This window comes from Bartonella tribocorum CIP 105476 (assembly GCF_000196435.1).
Taxonomy (GTDB): Bacteria; Pseudomonadota; Alphaproteobacteria; order Rhizobiales; family Rhizobiaceae; genus Bartonella; species Bartonella tribocorum.
Window position 1 is genome coordinate 1,564,061 of sequence record NC_010161.1, and the last position, 20,857, is coordinate 1,584,917.

Here is a 20,857-nt window from a genome sequence, read left to right on the forward strand (position 1 = left end):
ATATTATAGATCTTTCACAAGATGACATCTATATTTTCATTATTATTTTCATATCAACAAGTCACTTAAGCGTGCTAAAAGCGCAGAAAGATATCAATTTATTGATAATAATATCTGTTTATAAAATTCAAAATACTTTCCACCAAGAATATAAACCCTATATAATACATAAAATATCTGTGGAGACATCTTTATGTTAAATGTACAAACTTCTTCAATGTTTAAAATATTAAAACAATTTTCAATTATTATTTTTTTGGCGGGATTAATCCCATTTTTAAGTGGTTGCGGATTTAATACCATACCAACAACTGAAGAAAAAGCACACGCAGCATGGAGTGAAGTGCTCAATCAATATCAACGCCGTACAGATCTCATCCCCAATCTTGTAGAAACAGTTAAAGCTTACGCAGCCCATGAACAAAGCGTTTTCACAAATGTCATTGAAGCACGTGCCAAAGCAACACAAGTCAACATTAACGCAGATATGTTGAATAATCAGGAAATTATGCAGCAATATCTCAAAAATCAAGCAAATTTATCAAGTGCACTTTCGCGGCTTATGGCAGTTGTCGAAAACTATCCGGATCTTAAAGCAAACCAGAACTTTCTTGCTCTTCAGTCACAACTAGAAGGAACTGAAAACCGTATCTCCGTTGCGCGCCGCGATTATATCGAAACGGTTCGTGCCTACAATACTGCACTCAAAACAATGCCGACAATGATTTGGGCAAAATTATGGTTTCGTGATGCTAAACCGATGCCAACTTTTACTATTGATACGGATAGCCAACAAACACCAAAGGTTAATTTTAATTAATGAAACTATTTCAACACTCTATACAACGTCGTTTTTTTCTACGTTTATGGATTCCTTTGAGCATTCTATGCTTGATCATTGCATTGGGGAATGTCACTTACGCACACATTAAGTTTCCTCCTTTAACCGGCTATATCAACGATATGGCTCATTTACTTGATCATGCAACAAAGAAAAATTTAACAGAACAGCTCTCTGCCCTCGAAGAAAAAACGGGAGATCAAATTGTTGTTGTAACGCTCCCTACTCTTTCAGGCAATGATATAGAGACATACAGCAATTCTCTTTTTCGCACATGGAAGTTAGGTCAAAAACAAATCAATAACGGCGTATTAATCGTCATTGCACCCAATGAACGTGAAGCACGTATTGAGGTAGGCTATGGTCTGGAAGGAGAACTAACAGATGCCATTTCCTCTGTCATCATGAATAGCTTTATGATTCCTAATTTTCGTGAAGGAAATTATCAAAAAGGAATTGTCGAATCGGTTCATGCAATTATCAAAGTGATCACACAAAGCGATGCTGATTTTTCTTTTCGAATCAATCAAAAGGCTAAAGCTGTTGAGGAACAACGTAAACAAGCTGCAAAAGAAGAAATGATTATAAATACAATCATGTTTTTCATTCTCTTTATAGCAGTTGGTTTGCCCATTCTTGCTATGATTTTTGGTCAGAAAATAGGTCCACGAAAATATCTTTGGATGGGTATTATCTTCACACCTTGGTTTTTAAACTTAAATGCAAGCGGTAGAGCCCCTGGTGGAATATTTGGTAAACATTCAGGAGGAGGAGGATTCAGAGGTGGTGGTGGATCATCAGGTGGTGGTGGTGCAACAGGAAGATGGTAAAACGAGCATAACGCGTTTTTTAAATAAAATTCATTGCAATTCTCATAAAGTATCTCTTAATCTTATGCTTTTGTTATTTTTCTGATTACAATACAAACTCAAACATTAAGATAAATCTCAAACATTAAGATAAATATTGCCAATGACATTTGAATTAAAACATAGGGATCGTAGTCACTTATCACATCATTTTAATGCTATTCTAGGAAATCCACCTGTTGAATGGAAAATAAGTGATCATTTGGTTGAGTATCCTGAAGCGCTGCGTTATATGCAGGAGCGTGTGGAAAAAATTCTTGCAAAAACTGCCCATGAACAGGTTTGGCTTCTTGAACACCCTTCCCTTTATACAGCAGGTACGAGTGCAGATAAAAAAGATCTTTTAGCGCCTCATTTATTTCCTGTTTATGAAGCAGGACGTGGGGGTGAGTTTACATATCACGGTCCAGGACAGCGTATTGCTTATATTATGCTTGATCTTAAACGTCGAAAACAAGACATTCGTGCTTTCATTAGTGCATTAGAAGAATGGATCATACAGATGCTTGCAAGCTTTAATATTAAAGGCGAACGCAGAGAAGATCGCGTTGGTGTCTGGGTAAAACAGTCTCATTGCCCATCAAAAAAAAATGATCTTTCTTCCGAAGATAAAATTGCAGCGATTGGCATTCGAGTGCGCAAATGGATAAGTTTTCATGGTGTTTCTATCAATGTTAATCCTAATTTAGCCCATTATTCAGGAATTGTTCCTTGTGGAATTACAAACCACGGTGTCACAAGCTTTCTCAATCTAGGGTGCCCTGTAACAATGCATGATATTGATATTGCTCTTAAACACGCTTTTGAGAAAATTTTTGGTCCAACGATTGATGTTTCCTAAGTGCATTGATTTTTAAATAAAAAACAGGCATAAAATTTATTTTAATGAATATTTTATTTTATGAGGTATATAGTTAAACGCTATGAGCGATAACAACAAGGATCTTTTTAGTGTTTTAAATAAAGCCCAATCTCGGGTAAATACAAAAGAAAGCACTCTGCAATCTCCAATGAAATCAAAAGCGATGATTTCAAAAAAAAGTGCAAAAAATACGCAAGAAGACGACTATAATGCCCTCTCTATTCGAGTGCTTGAGGGTTTAGAGCCTGTGCGTTTACGCCCTGGAATGTATATTGGTGGAACAGACAGTAAAGCACTTCACCATTTATTTGCTGAAATTATTGATAATGCGATGGATGAAGCTGTTGCTGGTTATGCAGACTCCATTGAAGTGTCATTAGATAGAAATGGTTATATAACCGTTACGGATAATGGACGTGGTATTCCTGTCGAAAATCATCCTCAAATGCCTGACAAATCTACTCTTGAAGTTATTATGACACAACTCCACTCAGGAGGAAAATTTGATGGAAAAGCTTATCAAACTGCGGGTGGACTTCATGGAGTAGGAATTTCTGTTGTCAATGCTCTTTCTGATGATATGGAAGTTGAAGTTGCTCGAGAACGAAAACTTTACCGCCAACGTTTCTCACGCGGTATTCCTCAATCTGGATTGGAAAATTTGGGGGATGTTTATAATCGTCGTGGTACACGCGTTCGTTTTCATCCTGATAGCGAAATTTTTGGTGAAAAAGCGGCTTTTAATCCAGAAAAAATCTATAAAATGGCGTGCTCCAAAGCCTATCTTTTTGGCGGTGTAAAAATTCGCTGGAGTTGTGATCCCGTCATACTTGAAAGTGTAAAAAATATTCCTGAAAAAGCTGTTTTTCATTTTCCCAATGGGCTTAAAGACTATTTACTTGCATCACTAAAAGATGAATATCGCGTAACGTCAGAAATTTTTTCTGGCAAAACACAACAAAATAATGGTCATGGCTCCGTCGAATGGGCTATCGCTTGGCATGGTGGTGATCCTTGTGTGCAATCTTACTGCAATACGATTCCTACAGGAGAAGGTGGAACACATGAAATAGGATTACGTCAAGCTCTTTTACGTGGATTGAAATCTTACGCTGAATTAATAGGCAACAAGCGCGCAGCGATCATTACATCTGATGATATTATGATTTCAACAGCCGCAATACTTTCTGTCTTTATCAGTAATCCTGAATTTGTTGGACAAACAAAAGATCGATTAGCAACCATTGAAGCACAGCGTATTGTTGAGAATGCAATCCGTGATCCTTTTGATCATTGGTTGGCAAATTCCCCCCAAGAAGCAACAAAACTTCTCGATTGGGTTATTGAACGTGCTGAAGAACGTGTTAGACGACGCCAAGATAGAGAAATAAGTCGAAAAACTGCTGTCCGTAAATTACGTCTCCCCGGTAAACTTGCAGATTGTAGCCAAAACCATGCAGCGGGTGCTGAATTATTCATTGTTGAAGGGGATTCTGCAGGAGGATCAGCCAAACAAGCAAGAAATAGAGCAAACCAAGCAATTTTACCTCTTCGTGGCAAAATCCTCAATGTTGCCAGTGCTGCCCATGAAAAAATGAACTCAAGTCAAACAATTAGCGATCTTATCCTTGCTCTTGGATGTGGAACACGTTCTAAATATCGTGAAAAAGATCTCAGATATGAACGTATTATCATCATGACAGATGCTGATGTTGATGGTGCTCATATTGCGTCACTGCTCATTACTTTCTTTTTTCAAGAAATGCCTGACCTTATTCATCAGGGACATTTATATCTCGCCGTCCCCCCCCTATATAGAATATCGCAAGGCGGGAAAGTTGCTTATGCACGTGATGACATCCATAAGGATGAATTGCTCAAAACTGAATTTACGGGAAAAGCTAAAATTGAAATCGGGCGTTTTAAAGGGCTGGGTGAGATGCGCGCAGAACAACTTAAAGAAACAACAATGCATCCTCAAAAACGTACATTGCTTCGTGTTTCTATTGATGCCGTGGAAATGCAAGAAACGAAAAAGACTGTAGAAAGTCTCATGGGAACAAAACCAGAAGCACGATTTCGTTTTATACAAGAAAATTCTACTTTTGCTTCTAATTTAGACATCTAATGTAATCATGTAAAAAATATCTCTTTTAAACCACTGCAGCAGCGTCAATCACGCGCAGTTGCGGATTGATCGTTCCATTCCAATAATTCAGACTAAGATGTCCCGCTAAATGAATCATTTCACCAATATTTCTCGACAGAAAATCACCAAGTGCAGTCCCTACAGCACGAAAAGCTATTCCTTGCAGTTTTTTACCTTCCCCATTAGATATAATAAGGCGAAGATGTCCTTTACCAACTTCAGATAGGTTCATTAATCGATGAGAGGGAAGAACAAAAACAGGTGTTGCATTCCCTGTCCCAAAAGGTCCCGCCTTTTCAAGCAATTCAAAGAGTGCTTGATTAGCACCAGAAGCAGAAAGAGAACCATCTATACGAAGAGACTTTTTTGCATGCAATTGTGAAACCATAACAGAAACTTTTTCTTCGAGCCATTTTCGAAAAAATTCAATTTTTGTCGATTGAATCGTAATTCCTGCTGCCATACTATGCCCCCCTCCTTTTTCTAATAAATTGAGTGTAACAGCTTCACGAACGAGTGCTCCTAAATCTATGCCATGAATTGAACGTCCTGATCCTACACCATTTCCATCTTCTTTCAAAGCAATAGCAAAAACAGGACAAAAAAAACGCTCTTTAAGGCGAGAAGCAAGAATACCAATAATTCCCGGATGCCATTCTTGATGAGAAATGACAAGTGACAATGGGGGTTCTTGATCTTGATAAAGAGAAGCAATATAAGATTCTGCTTGTGCTAATTGAATCTTCTCCATTTCTTGGCGTTCTTGATTAAGCTGATCTAATTGTTCTGCTATTCTATCCGCTTCATCTTTATTCTCACAGCTCAGCAAACGTGCTCCCAAAGCTTGGTCGCCAATGCGCCCTCCTGCATTAATTCTAGGGCCTAATAAAAAACCTAAATGAAAACTATTAAGTGGCTCCCCTATCCGTGCAACCTTTGTTAAAGCTGCTATCCCTAGATTATGCATAGAACGAGCAACGTGCAGCCCTTTTACTACAAAAGCACGATTAACACCCTGTAATGGAACAACATCACATATGGTTGCCAAGGCAACAAGATCAAGCATACTGAGAAGATCAGGCAACGGCCCTTCGAATTGTTTTTTCCGCAGCAAATGATGAACCCAAGCTAATGTAACAAAGACAACACCCGCTGCACATAAATAACCCTGTTCAGAAAAATCATCAGGGCGATTAGGATTGACAAGAGCAATAGCTTCTTGATGAATCTCTGACATTTGATGATGATCTAAAATCACAACATCAGCCCCAGCAAGCCTCGCCGCTTTTACAGCATCTGGACTATTGGCACCACAATCAACAGTGATAATTAAACGAGCCCCTTCTTGCACGAGCATTCTCATTGCTTGTTCATTCGGTCCATAACCTTCAACAATACGATCAGGAATATAAATTTTGACTTCAATCCCAAAATAACGAAAAAAACGCGCTATGAGTGCTGATGCGCAGGCACCATCAACATCATAATCACCAAAAACAGCAACCTGTTCTTGATTGAGAAGAGCCTTAACAATACGCTCTGCTGCGCATTGCATATCTCTAAAACTTTCTGGATCAGGCATAAGCATTCGCAATGTTGGATCAATAAAAGCAACAGCTTCAGTTTCATCTACACCTCTTGCTGAAAGGACTCGCGCTAACTGATCTGGAAAACCAAACTTTTGAGAAATAGCACGCGCATTATTTATCCCTTGAACATCAAGAGCATCTAACCAAGCTTGACCACAAGCAGAAGATTCAACATTGAGAAAATAACGAGACAGCTGCATTGCTGCTTATTTTATAATGAAGATCAATAAAACACAATCACGCGATAAAAATAAGATAGCCTTTTACAACATTCATTTTAGATTTAAATTGTCCATAAACTTATTTTAATAAGGTATTATAATACCTCAATCATAACGTACTGTTTTATAAAGCTTTTATTTTCTCTTGACGTCAATCAAAAGACATTATATCAGAGCAATTATGCGTTAAATATTTCGCTGTGCTAACAATTTTCAACGCAAACAATGAAAATGCCCTCGTAGGGGCTTTAATTAAAGGATACTTCTATGGCAACTTTTTCGCAAAAGCCAACTGAAGTGGTGAAAAAATGGGTTATTATTGACGCAGAAAACCTTGTTTTAGGGCGTCTTGCCGCATTTGTTGCAAACCGCTTACGTGGCAAACATAAAGCTACATTTACGCCACATGTTGATGATGGTGACAACGTTATTGTCATCAATGCCGATAAAATAGCTCTCACCGGCAAAAAATATACGGATAAAAAATATTATTGGCATACCGGCTATATTGGTGGAATCAAAGAACGTACAGCGCGTCAGCTTCTTGAAGGACGTTTTCCCGAACGCGTTGTTGAAAAAGCTGTAGAACGCATGATTCCGCGTGGCCCTCTTGGTCGTCGTCAATTGAAGAATCTCCGTGTTTATGCTGGAAGCCAACATCCGCATGAAGCACAACAGCCCGAGTCTCTTGACGTTGGTGCTTTAAACCGCAAAAACAAAAGGATTGCTTGATTATGGCTGAAATTAATTCTCTTTCTGAACTTAGCATGGCAACAAGTATTACAGAGCCCCATGAAAATGTTGTTCCTGTCCACGTGCAAAAGCTTGATTCTCAAGGACGTGCCTATGCAACAGGAAAACGAAAAGATGCTGTTGCTCGCGTGTGGATTAAACCTGGTTCTGGAAAAATTATCATTAACAACAAGGAATTTGACAAATATTTCGCGCGTCCTGTTCTTAGAATGATTCTTCGTCAACCAATTGTTGCAACAAATAGAGATACTCAATTTGATATTGTTGCAACCGTTGCAGGTGGTGGTCTTTCTGGACAAGCTGGTGCAATACGCCATGGCATTTCCAAAGCTTTAACCTATTACGAACCAGAACTTCGACCAATTTTGAAAAAAGGGGGATTTCTTACCCGCGATAGCCGTGTTGTTGAACGTAAAAAATACGGTAAAGCAAAAGCACGTCGTTCTTTCCAGTTTTCAAAACGTTAATTTCAATTTTTGTGCAATACAATATATGTGCAATATATAAGCCCCGTTTTCATCGGGGCTTTTTTTACCCTGCTAAAACAGATTTTTAGATGAATATCGGAACAAATCTATATCGATTAGAAAAAACAAGAATGCAAAACAGCTGTTTCTCTTAAGACAAAACCAAGAAAAATAGACCGAAAAAATTCAAAACTTTAGCTTCACTTTTAAAAATCTGTTTGACTAACTTGAATATATCCACGTGCTAAAACACAAAAAAATTTAAAATATAACTCGCTATCTCATAAGCTTTTCAGTGTCTTTTCTATCATCACTTAACAAAGATTCAGTCCACAAAATGTTTTACCATTGTGATAAAATGAGGGACAGAAATAGGCTTTGACATATATTCCTCACATCCACTAGCACGAATTCGTTCCTCGTCCCCCTTCATAGCAAAAGCTGTTACAGCAACAACAGGGATTGATCGAAGTTCTTCATCCTCTTTTAATTGTTTAATAACATCTATCCCAGAGACCTCTGGCAACTGTATATCCACAAGAATAAGAGATGGCATCGTTGAACGTGCCAAATCTAATGCCATAAGACCATTACGTGTTTCAACGGTTTCATAGCCACTCGCTTCTACAAGATCACGGAATAACTTCATATTAAGCTCATTATCTTCCACGATCATGACTTTTTTTGACATGCGTATAACTCCACCCTTCTCAGATAAAATAGAGAAATAGAAATGAATCCCCATCCTCTTTATCTTAAGATAAAATGATAAAAAAAATTGTAAACCACAAAGAGATGGAGATCCTCTAATAAAAGCATTTTTTGCAAATCTTTGTAAGACGCACCACTGTGCTTTTTCGGTTCACCAGAATGAAATGCACAATAACCATAATATTGTATTACCCTCTATTTTTTGAGTGAATACGCACCGTTTATGGACATCCCAATTAAAATGCATGCATTTTCATCATAAAAAAAATATCAACTAAAAACTTATCTCAAATACGTATTTTGAATAGAAAAAATTTAATTAACTTTAAAAAGCTGCTGATTATTTAAATTTAATGCCCCCTATACTGCCATTCTCCCCCAAATATCTTAATGATATAAAAGAATAAGTTTATCGATATCATTAAAATTAAAAATTAAATAGACCGTGATATTTAATCACGGTCTATTTAATATAAAATATTCAATCAAAAAATAATTTAAAATTCATCAAGGAAATATCTTTTAATTAAAAGCCCATGCACTATAAGCAAGAGCATCGAATATTCTTCCACCTGACGATCTCTTAGGACTTGGCGGCTTTCTAGAAAAGAAATATACAAGATATGCGATTAAACCAAAAATCGCTGCCTCCATCCCCATTAAAGCCGCAACCTTCTGGACATTTTTCTCATCACTTTGTCCTCCAAGTTGGTTAATAATCATATTAACAGCTTTAGTAACTCCATTTTCTTGTGTCATCCCAGAAATGAAATCATCGTTTTGAAATCTACCATTTAAAGAATTGGCATTGGCTCCTAAAACCTGTGAAAAGAAAATAGCCGTCGCAACCAAACATACTATACAATGCTTAAATATTTTCATTATAACAACCTATTATAATAATTTAAAAATGAACTTTCCTTACTTTATTTTCTAAACAAAACACATCACATACATTTATCGATAATGTATATTTATATTTTGATAAATAAAAATATAATACAAATATTAATTATCATTTTATATTATATTATATTTTAAATAAATCTGTTACATATTCATTTAATTTTGTCAATTATTTGATTTGTATTTTTATATTTATATAATTTATCTATAAAATATATTAAAATTACAATTATATTATTGTTTTTATTGCATTTTTTATAATTAAAGCTACAAATATTATTAAAAATCACAATGTAAAAAATATCGTTATGTTGTTTTTTAGTAACATCTAATGTTTTTTATTTTTTATAATATAGTAAAATAAGTATTTTTTAACCTTATAGAAAAAATACTTTATTGAAATGTTCTAACAAAATAGTTTTTCCTTATTATAGTTGTTAATAAGTAGTTAACAGTGTAAATCATTAGCGTAAGCACAAGCTTAACGCTTTGATTGAAAAAGCTAAATAAGATAATATAAAAAAATAACATTGATGAATAAGCTTTTCTTCCCTTTTGGTAATATCGTGCGCCAATCTAACGCCATAAAGCCATTAAAAATTTCAATGATTTTACAATCATTCGCTTCTACAGAATCGCAGAATAACTACAATCAATTTCGTTATCATCCACGATCATAGCTTTTTGATATTAATATAACTACACGCTTTTAAGATAAAATAGATAATGAATATACACATTCTCTCTCTACCGAAGACAAAATAAAATGATAAAAAACTGTACAATAGAAAAAGCTACATTATGCTCAACAAATTATTTCTGTAGTAATATTTTTTAAAATGTATTCTAGACTACAGAATTAAATCTTTATATCCATATTAATAAATATAAAAATAACTAAACCGTGATTTGAAATCACGGTTTATCCATATGAAAGATTCAAAAACAGAATAATTTATATTTCATCAAGGAATAAGAGCCCATGCGCTTCTAGCAAAAGCAGTAAATGCTCTTTGACCTGGCTTTTGATGAGGGGGTAGAGCCGGAGCAGAAAAGAAATAAAACAAATATGCTAATAAACCAAAAATTGCTACCTCTGCTCCTATTAAACCGGCTACCTTTTGGACACCTTTTTCACTGCTTTGTCCTGAAAATTGACGAATAATATCCTTAACAGTTTTAATAACTCCATTTTCTTGTTTCATTACAGAAATGAAACCAGTATTTTGAAATCTACCATTTAAAGTATCGGCACTGGCTCCTAAAACTTGTGAAAAGAAAATAGCCACAGCAACAACACATGATATACAATGTTTAAATATTTTCATTATAATAACCTATTACAATATTTAGTAATTAATAAAACCTTACTCTTTAAAACAAGAAAGCACCGCATCATCTATTGATGATGCATATTTTCCTACTGAGAAGAGAATGATAATATAATACAGAAATAAATATCATTTTGTATTATATTTTATCCATTTCATATTTAATTTATTTTGTCAATTATTTTTTTATGCTTTAAGCTAGCTGATTAAATGATAAAATTTTATTAAAATAATATGATTATACTATTGTTTAAATTGTATTTTTTCTTAAAGAAAATCGATTTTCTTAATCACAATATTTTTAAATCACAAGATAAAAATATTAATAATTTGTCCTTTTTTATTATACATAATGGATTTTGTATTGCTAGCATAGATTAAGCTAATTTTTTCTTTATTATAAATTGAGAAGAAATAGCTAAGCGAAAAAAAGTTAACGTAATCATAACATTGATTGAAAAACTAAACGAGGAAAGAGGAAAGAGGAAAGATGGCATTAATGAAAACGCCAACTTTAATCCATAAAGAAGCCATTACACATTTCAATGATTTTACAATTATTCGCTTCTACAGAATCGCGGAATAACTACAATCAAGTTCATTATCTTTCTTTCACGACCATGAATTTTGGATATTAATATAGCTCGACGCTTTTAAGATAAAACAGATAATGAATATACACATTCTCTCCCTACCAAAGACAAAATAAAATGATAAAAATGTAAACCATAAAAATCTCAACAATACCGAATAAAATTATCGCAAATATTTGTAATGCCATGCATTATATTTCTTCAGTTTATAAAAATGAAATCCACCATAGCCGTAAAATTTTTATCGTATATTTTTTAGATGAATATATAAAATTCGTGGATATCAAATGATATCCATATTTTCATCGTAGAAAAGCTATCAATCACAAAATTTAACTCAAATGCGCATACTGAAGAGGAAAAATTACGTAACTTTGATATGCAGAGATTGTTTGATCTGTAAGCAATCGGTAGTTTATATGCCCAATCAAAAATTTATTTTTGTGGTCTTATATTGTCTCAAATGTTTTTTGTTATACATCAATATGAGCTATGCAATAACAAATCAAAATAGAACTTACCTATGAATTTAAACAAAACTTTAGAATAGACCATATATGCTATTAATGCATTGTTAAATGCAAAAGCAGTCACAACACTAGACAATAAAAGAGTCATTATAAATGTTAATATCGCTACGGCATTTATTTTTCTGCTTTATATACTTTTTCAAAAAATTTGGTAGGAAGATATGAATTATAGGCAAAAAAAATTTCAATCTCTATATCACAAATCATATTTTTATCACTGTTAATCAAAAACATATGATCGTTATCAGTTTATTTTACAACATCAAATGAACGCATTATTTTTGTCTATTGAAAAAGAAGCTGTCTGAATTTATTTTTCTCTTTATTTCTTTAGCCAAAATTAAAAACATAGTTTTATTAATAACATGTCTCATAAGCTCTATAGAAAGGCCGTTAAATAAAATTATAAATAATAATTCTATAACAGATAATATCCACATAAATATAAAATATAATTTTACGAATGATAGTAACTTTTTATTAGTTTATATTTTACTGAAACATTTAGATTCATAGTACAATATAAATGGATGTATGATAGTAATAAAAATAATTATTGAGTGTAATGCTTTTATAATAAATTTAACAAAATCCATCCACATCAATAATATCCACCATAACAATTAGAAACTAAAATTCTCAAATAATATCAATAAATAAAATTTATTTTTAACGCATAAATTTATCATTTTAATTATTTTAAAGTTAATACTATAATAAAATATATTTATATATAATAATTTAACAAATAAAAAAGATAAAAATATAATATAAAGTAAATAATAATTATAATTTATACTAATTTTATAGACTACTATAAAGTAGTAAATTTTAATTTATATAAATATATAATCAACAGCACAAAAATATTTGTTGCAAACAATGCATTTTAAACAAAAAAATGATATCATCCATAATAAATTCTATTTAAAAAATAAAAATGCATTGCTCATTATAAATAATATATACTACAGAAACATAAAAGTATTATTTTTATATAAAAATTAACAAAATAAAATAATAAAAAAATACTATAAAAAATGAAATAAAGGTTATTGATGATTTTTTATAATATTATTTTTACTATGCGATTTAGATTCATAATATAATTTAAATAAAGATATAAATATAAGCAGCTCACCTATCGATACAAGTAAATAATTAATAATATTAATATTATTTAAAATATCCATAACACTTAAAATTTCTTAGTTAAAATATAGAGAATTATAAATAACATATCATTGAAAATCATCCTAGAAATATTTGTAGACATTTTTTTTATTAACATATCTACAAAATTATTATGATTACAGAGATATATTTCAGATATTCTATAAATTATCGTACACAATTATAAAGATGAGGCACAGCTCCAAAAGCTCCCCCCATCACAGCGCCATTTACTGTACCACCCAATGTACCTAGTGCCATACCCGCTTCAGCAGCCTTCAAGATTGTCGGTGCAGCTGCCCCCCCCTGTTGCAACTGTCGCGCAGCCACTCCTGCCAACCTTCCAAGTATAGCGCCTCCAACCGCCCCAACAGGCGCCATTATCGCTGCTCCTGTTTGTCCTGCCGTTTTCATTGCATCCCAATAACCCGCAGAACGACATGAATTACCTGAATCAGGTGATGAGCTTGAACACCCCATTTTACTTCTTCTCTTATTAAAAATGACATATCATATTGATACAATTAAAGCAGGTATAACGTGTTTATAGCAATATCAAATATAATTTTAAATTAAAATAAAAACACCATATAAACAACAAATACATTATGTTTGTATTATATTTATACAAAATGTATATTTTAATTGAATAATAATACTATTAAAATATAGCACATTAATCTCTCTTTATCTTAAACAAAATCATAAAATCAAATGAGCCATGCGTACGAAAAATTAGGACTTCTCTCTTGATTTACAAAAAACACTAGAAACATATTTATGATGATATTGAACTCAAGCTAGTTACTATTGTTTTGTGCTTTCTAGCTTAGTAAGCTCTGTTATTTTTCAGGCGATTATCGACCGCATCTTGTCCTTTCTATCGGGCGGCTTAGAAACTTTACTCAGTCAATTTTCTTATTATTTAAGAAAAAAATCACCAACATAACAATATATTGCACGAATAAAATCCACACGAATAACCACATTCTGCCCATGTAAAAATCACCCGTCTTTGACAATTTTTTAGTAACATAACCGCAACAAGAACAAATCCAGCCGTATTATGAAGTAATCTTGACACTACCTTATCATTGGTTTTTGTCATCAAGCTGCCATCTAAACTCAAACCAAAATTGATCTAAAAGCAAGCAATTCAACTCTCTGATTTCTTTTATAAATTCTTTGCTCGCAGCTATGGAAACACAGCCGATCTCACGCGTCAATATATCTAACAAAAAGCCTCATGTGCAAATTTCATATGCCTTATATCGCCGGCATAAATAACGATAATTTATGGCACAATAGAATTATTCACTCAATTTTTTATTTTTATAATCAGGTTAACGTTCATCTCATCCCCCTAATCCATTAAATTGACGAATTGTTTTCTTATAACTTATAAAAGTCATAGCAATGGAAAGAAAAGCGCTCAACAGAAGATATTCAATATTCCATTCGCCTTTACCAAGCAACAGGGACACAGGCAAAGAAGCAGAAAAAGCCATGGGAAGCATAAACAAAAGCCATTTTACAAAATTTAAAGGATAAATTCCTATTGGGACAAATGAAAGCTCGTAAATCATTTCATGAAAATATTCGACTGGCATCTTACGACTGGTAACAAATGTTACAAAATTAAACATCATGAAAAAACAAATATTGACGATAAAAACACAAAATATTGCAACAATAAAAGAGATCCATCTATGCTTAAGATCAGACATATCCGGTAATGATACGAATAAATAGGCACTCACATAAAGAACAAATAGCTTGATCAGATTAAGTGGTTTACACCAACCAAACAACATCAACAACCAGATTGAAACAGGCTTTATCAAGTATGGCTCAATTTTACCATCCGCTACTTTTTCAAAAAACGTTTCAATAGAATGAGTAAAAATATTCAAAAATATCCCAAGTAAAACAAACACCACAAAGATAAGATGAATCTCATCTCTGCTATAGTTACCAATTCTTCCTGAAAAAGAAGATATTCTATCAATAAATATGAATTGAATAAAATAATAGCACAAAGAAAGAATAAACTCCCCAGTCAAATTCTTACCATAAACAATTTGTCGGCGGATATTCAGGCTGATAAAATGAAGAATTATTTTCATCTCAGCCACCTGCTCCATTATAGGCTTTCATTCCTTTATTCCAAGCAATATGAATTAAGAATAAAAGACACAAAATATAAGCAAAACTTCCGAAAATAAACTGCTGAAACAACGCTAAATTTTGTGTCGAGAAAAATTCGGCAGGCGCTGATATCATAAAACGATAAGGATTAAATTGCATAAGCGGAATAAGCCACACCGGCCAAAAAGATGGTGGTAAAAGAACACCCCCAAGAAGCGCCGAACTGACAATACTCAATGAAAGTAATATATTGTACTCAATCACCCAAAAACTTAATAAGGCAATTCCAAAAGAAAGTAAAAAACAAAGCAATTGTGATAGAATAACAACCAGAAAAAAGAACAGAAAAGCGATAAACAATCCAAAAATATTTTCATAGGATAAAACAAGCTTTACAACAAAAAGAGCCAATAACGGGATGCTATATAATACACTCTCACCCAAAAAGGTAAAAAGCATTTGTGTCATATATTGGAATGGCTTTGTGAGATAGACTTCTAATTGACCTTCTTTAACGTGATGAGAAAAAAACTTAATCACATTATAACCGTTATTTAAGCGTCCTAAGACTAAAGCAAATGCGTAATAATACATCATATCATAAAAGCTAAAGCCATTTATGGTGTTGACCGTATCAGAAAAAAGTGCATTCCATAATAGAAGTTGAATAATAAATGGCGAAAGTGTCCCAATAACAATATCCGTAAAAAACATGGCTCTATCACTTAGAACAGTGAGTAATCCATTCCTTGCATAGAAAAACATGCCAGAGCAATGATTAAGTAAATTCTTTAAATTTAACACGAAGCATCTCTTCAAGTGAGGGAGTAGACACAGAGAATGTACCGTTGAATTGAGTTGTCATTTCCCGTATGAAATATGAATAATCTCCACGGGACAACGAAATCTCCAGTGAGCATTCTTCATTGTTCAGTTTTTTATCTTTTAAAGGCGCAGACAATTTTAACGAAAGTTCATCCATTCTCTTTACAGCAGCAGAAAGCGCTTGCAAATGTTCACAAAAAAATGTCACGCGCACCAAAGAAGGAAGCATATTTTTAAAGGTATTAAGATCACCGTAAAATTGTTTTTTTCCTTTATGCAATAGAAGAATATCATCAACGTAGCCATCAATATCCCCCATATCATGACTTGTGATGATGTATCCCATACCTCGCTCTTTTTTGAGTTTTGTAAGCAGTTCCCTGATTTCGTGCTTAGAAGTAATATCAAGACCAATACTTGGCTCATCTAAGAACAACAATTTAGGTCTAAACGATAAATTAAAAGCCAATTCACTTTTGACTCTCTCACCCAAACTCAGCATCCGCACTGGCTTATCCATGATAGGCTCAAGTCCTAACAATTCTGTAATTTCTTTAAGATCACGGACAAAAGAAGTTCGTTCAAGACCATATAATGGTTGAATCATATCCAAACTGTAACGTAGTGGTAAATCCCACCATAAACAACTCTTATGACCAAAGACCACACCCAACTGCTTAAACAGATCTTTCTTAGTTTTATAGGGATTAGATCCTAGGACTTTAACACTCCCCTTATCAACGGCTTGTATACCAGAAAGTATTTTAATCAGTGTCGATTTACCTGCCCCATTCGCTCCAAGGATAGCAAGAGATTGTCCTGAAAACAGAGTAAAACTGATATCTTTCAGCACGTGATAATTTGTATATACTGGCTTAAAGAGAGAAAGAATTTTGTTTGTAACACCAGTTCCTCTGTCTATGCTGCGGTATATTTTTGAGACGTTATTAACATCAATCAATAATGATCCCATCAGTCCTCCTCATTTCAACTTAGCCCCTCTTGGAACATTCCCATAATCTCTGAATATCTAGTTTTGTTCACTGTTAAAATCCCCCACGCCTTAGAGCAATAAAAAGCAGCTGACACTTTAATCGCCAATTTTTAGTATGGCATCTTCAATGTGATAAATCTTCAATGAAGCATTAAGCTACTAAAAACTTGTTTCTTCTCTTGTGAAAGATAATCTTTCGAATAAATTCAGATAAATGAAGTAAACAGAAAAATATTGTAATTGAAAGAAGCACTTTGCTCATAAATTCTCATTGTGTAGACAAAGATATAAACCATAAATCTATAATAAGTATTCACACCACACAGATAACAGAACAAACCTGCTTGAAAACAAGATTTTTTTTGAGATGCTGCTCCCTTAAGAATTCCTGTAAAAGGATTCAATTATTCTCTATAAAAAGATTAAAAATCGCCTTTACACATTTCAATAAATGTCTTCAGATTTTATCTCATTCATCTTCCTCAACATACACCTCTCCCCAATATACAACCCCTCTGCAGATAATTCAAAGGAATACCTTCATAAGCTTAGATTATTAAAAATACACCCTATCTAGAAATAACAATACAATCAATATGGATAAAGAACTGTAGAAAGAAAATTCATCATGCAAAACACCATTTTCTCTTAGCGATTACTAAAGCTCTCTTCTAATGATGCTCTATCCATCTCATCAAATTTACAGACAAAATTTTTATCAATCAAAAAAACACAAATGAAGTTTTTTATTCTGTTTCAGCATCATGCTCATTAAAAGACAAAAGATTAAAACTTTGGACCATATGGGGTGGTAAAGGTGCAATAATATCCAATATACCACCTGAAGGATGAGGAATACGAATACGACGTGCATGAAGGTGAAGGCGGTTTTGAATTCCTCCTGGTAATGTCCAATTACTATCAGAAAAAAAATACTTTGAATCGCCAATGATAGGATGATCCATATAGGCAGCATGCACACGAAGCTGATGTGTTCTCCCCGTATAAGGTTCCATTTCAAGCCACGAAAGAGTCCGCCCTCGCGTATCTAAAACGCGATAGTAGGAAACCGCATGATGGGAATCTGGCTCACCATGGTCACAAACACGCATTTTGTCACCTTGTGCAGTCATCTCCTTAACCATCCACGTTGAGATTTTGTCCTGCTTTTTTTTAGGAACCCCTCGAACCAACGCCCAATAAGTCTTTTTTGTTTCTCGCTCTCTAAAAGCAGCTGTTAAGGCCTGAGCAGCTCCCCTTGAGCGCGCAACAATAAGCACACCTGATGTTTCACGATCAAGACGATGAACCAAACGCGGCTTTTCACCTTTTTTATTGCGCCATACCTCAAGCATACTGTCTATATGACGTGTTAAACCAGAGCCACCTTGTACAGCGAGACCTGCTGGTTTGTTAAAAACAAAGACCTTTGGATCTTCATAGAGCAGCATTTTTTTCAAAATGGTCCCATCATCCTGCCCACGAAGTGTTTTATCCGTTATTGGAAGACTTATCATATTATCAAGAGGGAGAGGTGGAACACGAACAGACTGCCCCATACAAAGACGCGTATCGGCTTTAACACGTCCACCATCAACCCGTATCTGACCAGAACGCAACAATTTTTGCAAAGCTCCAAACCCAAGTCCTGGATAATGCACTTTAAACCAACGGTCTAAGCGCATTCCATTTTCGTCTGTCTCAACCTTTTTTATTTCTACGCCTGCCATGAAAGCTCCCTTACCTGATAATTTTTCCCTGCCCAATATTTTTTGCCTGATAATTTTATTGATCTATTTTTTCACCCTTATGAACACAAAAATTCATATTTTCGTTAGCTTTATCACACCATATTACAATAAGTATCCAAAATTGCCTTTTCTTAATGTTCAAATTTTATTAGCTAGAAATTCAAGTATTATAAAACAGCCTTTACGCTTAACAGCGAATGGAGGTCATTAACAGTGTCCTTATTCAAAACCTATACACGTGTTCTCAGTTACCTAAACAGAGAAAAAAATGCATCCCTTTTAATCTGTACCGCTAATGTTATGTTGGCTATTATCGCCATTGCAGAACCTATTTTATTTGGACACGTTATTGACTCCATTGCAGAAAAATCAGGAATCATCCCTACCCTCGCCATTTGGGTTTGTTTCGGTCTTTCCCATATTATCGCTTATGTCCTTGTAGCTCGTGGTGCAGACCGCTTAGCCCATAGACGCCGTTTAACGGTTTTAACAGAATCTTTTGAACGCATCATTGCCATGCCTTTAATTTGGCATCAACAACGCGGAACGTCTAACGCTCTCCACACACTTTTGCGTGCAATAGACTCCATGTCAACCATATGGCTTGATTTTATGCGCCAACATCTCTCAACGCTTGTCGCCTTATTGGTTCTCATCCCCACAGCCTTTCACATGAATTGGCGTCTTTCAATAGTCTTGGTTGTACTTGCCGTCATCTATGTCTTAATTGCACGTTTAGTGATGCGAAAAACAAAAGAAGGACAAGCCGCTGTAGAATGCTATCATCATAACCTTTTTAACCATGTCAGTGATTCAATCTCTAATGTTTCTATTGTACAAAGTTATAGCCGAATAAAAGAAGAAACATCCATACTGCATCAACATACAAATGCTCTACTTAAAGCACAAAATCCTGTTCTCAATTGGTGGGCACTCGCCAGTGGCTTAAATCGAATGGCTTCAACAGTTTCAATCGTTTGTGTTCTTCTTCTTGGAGCTTTTTTTGTTGCAAAAGATCAATTAAGAGTAGGTGAAGTCGTTGCTTTTGTTGGATTTGCACAACTTATGATTAGCCGTCTCGATCAAATGAGCAATTTTATTCATTGTGCAATATCCTCACAAGCAAAATTGCAAGAATTTTTTGAAATGGAAAACTCAACCTTCCCTATCAACGAACCACAAAATCTCCCTTCCCTCCAAAATGTTAAGGGAGCCATACAATTTCATCACGTTACTTATAAATTCCCAAATTCTTCTCAAGGTGTTTTTGACATTTCCTTTGAAGTGAAAGCAGGACAAACGATTGCGATTGTAGGACCAACAGGGGCTGGAAAGACAACATTAATCAATCTGTTGCAGCGCGTATACGACCCTACTTTGGGGCATATCTCCATTGATGGAATAAACATAAGCTCGATCAATCGCGAATCTTTACGCCACTCTCTAGCAACAGTTTTTCAAGATGCGGGTCTTTTCAACCGTAGTATTCGTGATAATATCTCAATAGGAAAAGAAAATGCAACAAACGAAGAACTTTGTGAAGCAGCAAAAATAGCAGAAGCGCACGATTTTATTCTAAAAAAAGCTGATTGTTATAACACAATGGTGGGCGAACGAGGATCTCAACTATCAGGCGGAGAAAAACAACGCTTAGCAATTGCACGCGCTGTTTTAAAAAATGCCCCTATTCTTATTTTAGATGAAGCAACAAGTGCTCTTGATGTTGAAACAGAAGCACGTGTCAAAGAGGCTCTTGATTGCATAAGCCATAACCGCACCACTTTCATTATAGCACATCGCCTCTCAACAGTACGCAATGCTGATATGATACTCTTTCTGGAAAATGGTTCCTTAATTGAAAAAGGACACTTTCAAGAATTGATCGATAAAGGAGGCCGTTTTTCTGAATTTTTAAAAGCAAGCGGTTTAGCAATCACACCACCAGAAAGAGAAGGAGAAAATGAAAACATCATCCCCTTACATGAAGCCATAGCATCATAAAAATCACACTCTTCACAAACCTCATGCAAAAAAATATCTCAATGCAAGACATTGCAAAAATGCTTTTTTCGTTTAAATGAAAAAAATTCTAAGAATGCCATAATCTATTTTTAATGCGGCAATAAATAGCACATAGAAAAACC

At 34.3% G+C, this 20,857-nt stretch carries 16 protein-coding genes; 7 read left to right on the forward strand and 9 right to left on the reverse strand.

The genetic code is table 11. The features are described 5' to 3' along the window. Positions 1-193: 193 nt before the first annotated feature. The 4 genes from BTR_RS07015 (at position 194) to parE (ending at position 4,700) form a co-directional block, all read left to right on the forward strand. A complete protein-coding gene (locus BTR_RS07015) occupies positions 194-820 on the forward strand; it encodes a LemA family protein (protein ID WP_012231959.1) in 627 nt (208 codons plus the stop codon). Then, the gene (locus BTR_RS07020) at positions 820-1,671 is read left to right on the forward strand and encodes a TPM domain-containing protein (protein WP_012231960.1); all 852 of its coding nucleotides are present in this window, start codon (positions 820-822) and stop codon (positions 1,669-1,671) included. Before BTR_RS07015 ends, BTR_RS07020 begins: the two co-directional genes overlap by 1 nt. 142 nt (positions 1,672-1,813) lie before the next feature. Further along, positions 1,814-2,551, forward strand: coding sequence for a lipoyl(octanoyl) transferase LipB (gene lipB, locus BTR_RS07025; protein ID WP_012231961.1), 738 nt, complete (start codon positions 1,814-1,816; stop codon positions 2,549-2,551). A gap of 82 nt (positions 2,552-2,633) precedes the next feature. Further along, entirely contained in the window at positions 2,634-4,700 is a 2,067-nt protein-coding gene (gene parE, locus BTR_RS07030; protein WP_012231962.1) for a DNA topoisomerase IV subunit B, read from the forward strand. A gap of 25 nt (positions 4,701-4,725) precedes the next feature. Here the strand turns inward: parE and recJ are convergent, their stop codons facing one another. Continuing rightward, positions 4,726-6,510: a single-stranded-DNA-specific exonuclease RecJ gene (gene recJ / locus BTR_RS07035; protein WP_012231963.1), complete on the reverse strand. Its 1,785-nt coding sequence runs from the start codon at positions 6,508-6,510 to the stop codon at positions 4,726-4,728. A gap of 288 nt (positions 6,511-6,798) precedes the next feature. Between recJ and rplM the strand changes: the two genes are divergently transcribed. Continuing rightward, the gene (rplM, locus tag BTR_RS07040) at positions 6,799-7,263 is read left to right on the forward strand and encodes a 50S ribosomal protein L13 (RefSeq protein WP_012231964.1); all 465 of its coding nucleotides are present in this window, start codon (positions 6,799-6,801) and stop codon (positions 7,261-7,263) included. Between the two features lie 2 nt (positions 7,264-7,265). Further along, entirely contained in the window at positions 7,266-7,751 is a 486-nt protein-coding gene (rpsI, locus tag BTR_RS07045; protein WP_012231965.1) for a 30S ribosomal protein S9, read from the forward strand. A gap of 325 nt (positions 7,752-8,076) precedes the next feature. On the opposite strand, the gene BTR_RS07050 is transcribed toward rpsI, so the two are convergent. From BTR_RS07050 to BTR_RS07090, 8 genes are all read right to left on the reverse strand, one after another. Then, positions 8,077-8,442, reverse strand: coding sequence for a response regulator (locus BTR_RS07050; protein WP_012231966.1), 366 nt, complete (start codon positions 8,440-8,442; stop codon positions 8,077-8,079). Between the two features lie 542 nt (positions 8,443-8,984). Next, positions 8,985-9,344 carry a hypothetical protein gene (locus BTR_RS07055; RefSeq protein ID WP_012231967.1) on the reverse strand — a complete coding sequence of 120 codons (360 nt, stop codon included), beginning with the start codon at positions 9,342-9,344 and terminating at the stop codon, positions 8,985-8,987. Between the two features lie 989 nt (positions 9,345-10,333). Beyond that, positions 10,334-10,696, reverse strand: coding sequence for a hypothetical protein (locus BTR_RS07060; RefSeq protein WP_012231968.1), 363 nt, complete (start codon positions 10,694-10,696; stop codon positions 10,334-10,336). Between the two features lie 2,467 nt (positions 10,697-13,163). Then, positions 13,164-13,475, reverse strand: coding sequence for a hypothetical protein (locus BTR_RS07065; RefSeq protein ID WP_012231969.1), 312 nt, complete (start codon positions 13,473-13,475; stop codon positions 13,164-13,166). Between the two features lie 875 nt (positions 13,476-14,350). Next, on the reverse strand, positions 14,351-15,139 hold the full coding sequence (locus BTR_RS07070; RefSeq protein WP_012231970.1) for an ABC-2 family transporter protein: 789 nt from the start codon (positions 15,137-15,139) through the stop codon (positions 14,351-14,353). Beyond that, positions 15,123-15,857: an ABC-2 family transporter protein gene (locus BTR_RS07075; protein ID WP_012231971.1), complete on the reverse strand. Its 735-nt coding sequence runs from the start codon at positions 15,855-15,857 to the stop codon at positions 15,123-15,125. Before BTR_RS07075 ends, BTR_RS07070 begins: the two co-directional genes overlap by 17 nt. 64 nt (positions 15,858-15,921) lie before the next feature. Continuing rightward, the gene (locus tag BTR_RS07080) at positions 15,922-16,929 is read right to left on the reverse strand and encodes an ATP-binding cassette domain-containing protein (RefSeq protein ID WP_244393416.1); all 1,008 of its coding nucleotides are present in this window, start codon (positions 16,927-16,929) and stop codon (positions 15,922-15,924) included. A gap of 779 nt (positions 16,930-17,708) precedes the next feature. Beyond that, positions 17,709-18,692 (reverse strand): RluA family pseudouridine synthase, encoded by a 984-nt coding sequence (locus BTR_RS07090; RefSeq protein ID WP_012231973.1) that lies wholly within the window; start codon positions 18,690-18,692, stop codon positions 17,709-17,711. A gap of 234 nt (positions 18,693-18,926) precedes the next feature. Between BTR_RS07090 and BTR_RS07095 the strand changes: the two genes are divergently transcribed. After that, positions 18,927-20,714, forward strand: a complete 1,788-nt coding sequence (locus BTR_RS07095) for a glucan ABC transporter ATP-binding protein/ permease (protein WP_012231974.1) — start codon at positions 18,927-18,929, stop codon at positions 20,712-20,714. Positions 20,715-20,857 lie beyond the last annotated feature (143 nt).

What these genes read in the sequence shown, in the direction of transcription:
- BTR_RS07015 (WP_012231959.1), top strand. Translation starts at nt 194, where the DNA reads ATGTTAAATGTACAAACTTCTTCAATGTTTAAAATATTAAAACAATTT.
- BTR_RS07020 (WP_012231960.1), top strand. Translation starts at nt 820, where the DNA reads ATGAAACTATTTCAACACTCTATACAACGTCGTTTTTTTCTACGTTTA.
- lipB (WP_012231961.1), top strand. Translation starts at nt 1,814, where the DNA reads ATGACATTTGAATTAAAACATAGGGATCGTAGTCACTTATCACATCAT.
- parE (WP_012231962.1), top strand. Translation starts at nt 2,634, where the DNA reads ATGAGCGATAACAACAAGGATCTTTTTAGTGTTTTAAATAAAGCCCAA.
- recJ (WP_012231963.1), bottom strand. Translation starts at nt 6,510, where the DNA reads ATGCAGCTGTCTCGTTATTTTCTCAATGTTGAATCTTCTGCTTGTGGT.
- rplM (WP_012231964.1), top strand. Translation starts at nt 6,799, where the DNA reads ATGGCAACTTTTTCGCAAAAGCCAACTGAAGTGGTGAAAAAATGGGTT.
- rpsI (WP_012231965.1), top strand. Translation starts at nt 7,266, where the DNA reads ATGGCTGAAATTAATTCTCTTTCTGAACTTAGCATGGCAACAAGTATT.
- BTR_RS07050 (WP_012231966.1), bottom strand. Translation starts at nt 8,442, where the DNA reads ATGTCAAAAAAAGTCATGATCGTGGAAGATAATGAGCTTAATATGAAG.
- BTR_RS07055 (WP_012231967.1), bottom strand. Translation starts at nt 9,344, where the DNA reads ATGAAAATATTTAAGCATTGTATAGTATGTTTGGTTGCGACGGCTATT.
- BTR_RS07060 (WP_012231968.1), bottom strand. Translation starts at nt 10,696, where the DNA reads ATGAAAATATTTAAACATTGTATATCATGTGTTGTTGCTGTGGCTATT.
- BTR_RS07065 (WP_012231969.1), bottom strand. Translation starts at nt 13,475, where the DNA reads ATGGGGTGTTCAAGCTCATCACCTGATTCAGGTAATTCATGTCGTTCT.
- BTR_RS07070 (WP_012231970.1), bottom strand. Translation starts at nt 15,139, where the DNA reads ATGGAGCAGGTGGCTGAGATGAAAATAATTCTTCATTTTATCAGCCTG.
- BTR_RS07075 (WP_012231971.1), bottom strand. Translation starts at nt 15,857, where the DNA reads ATGTTTTTTACGGATATTGTTATTGGGACACTTTCGCCATTTATTATT.
- BTR_RS07090 (WP_012231973.1), bottom strand. Translation starts at nt 18,692, where the DNA reads ATGGCAGGCGTAGAAATAAAAAAGGTTGAGACAGACGAAAATGGAATG.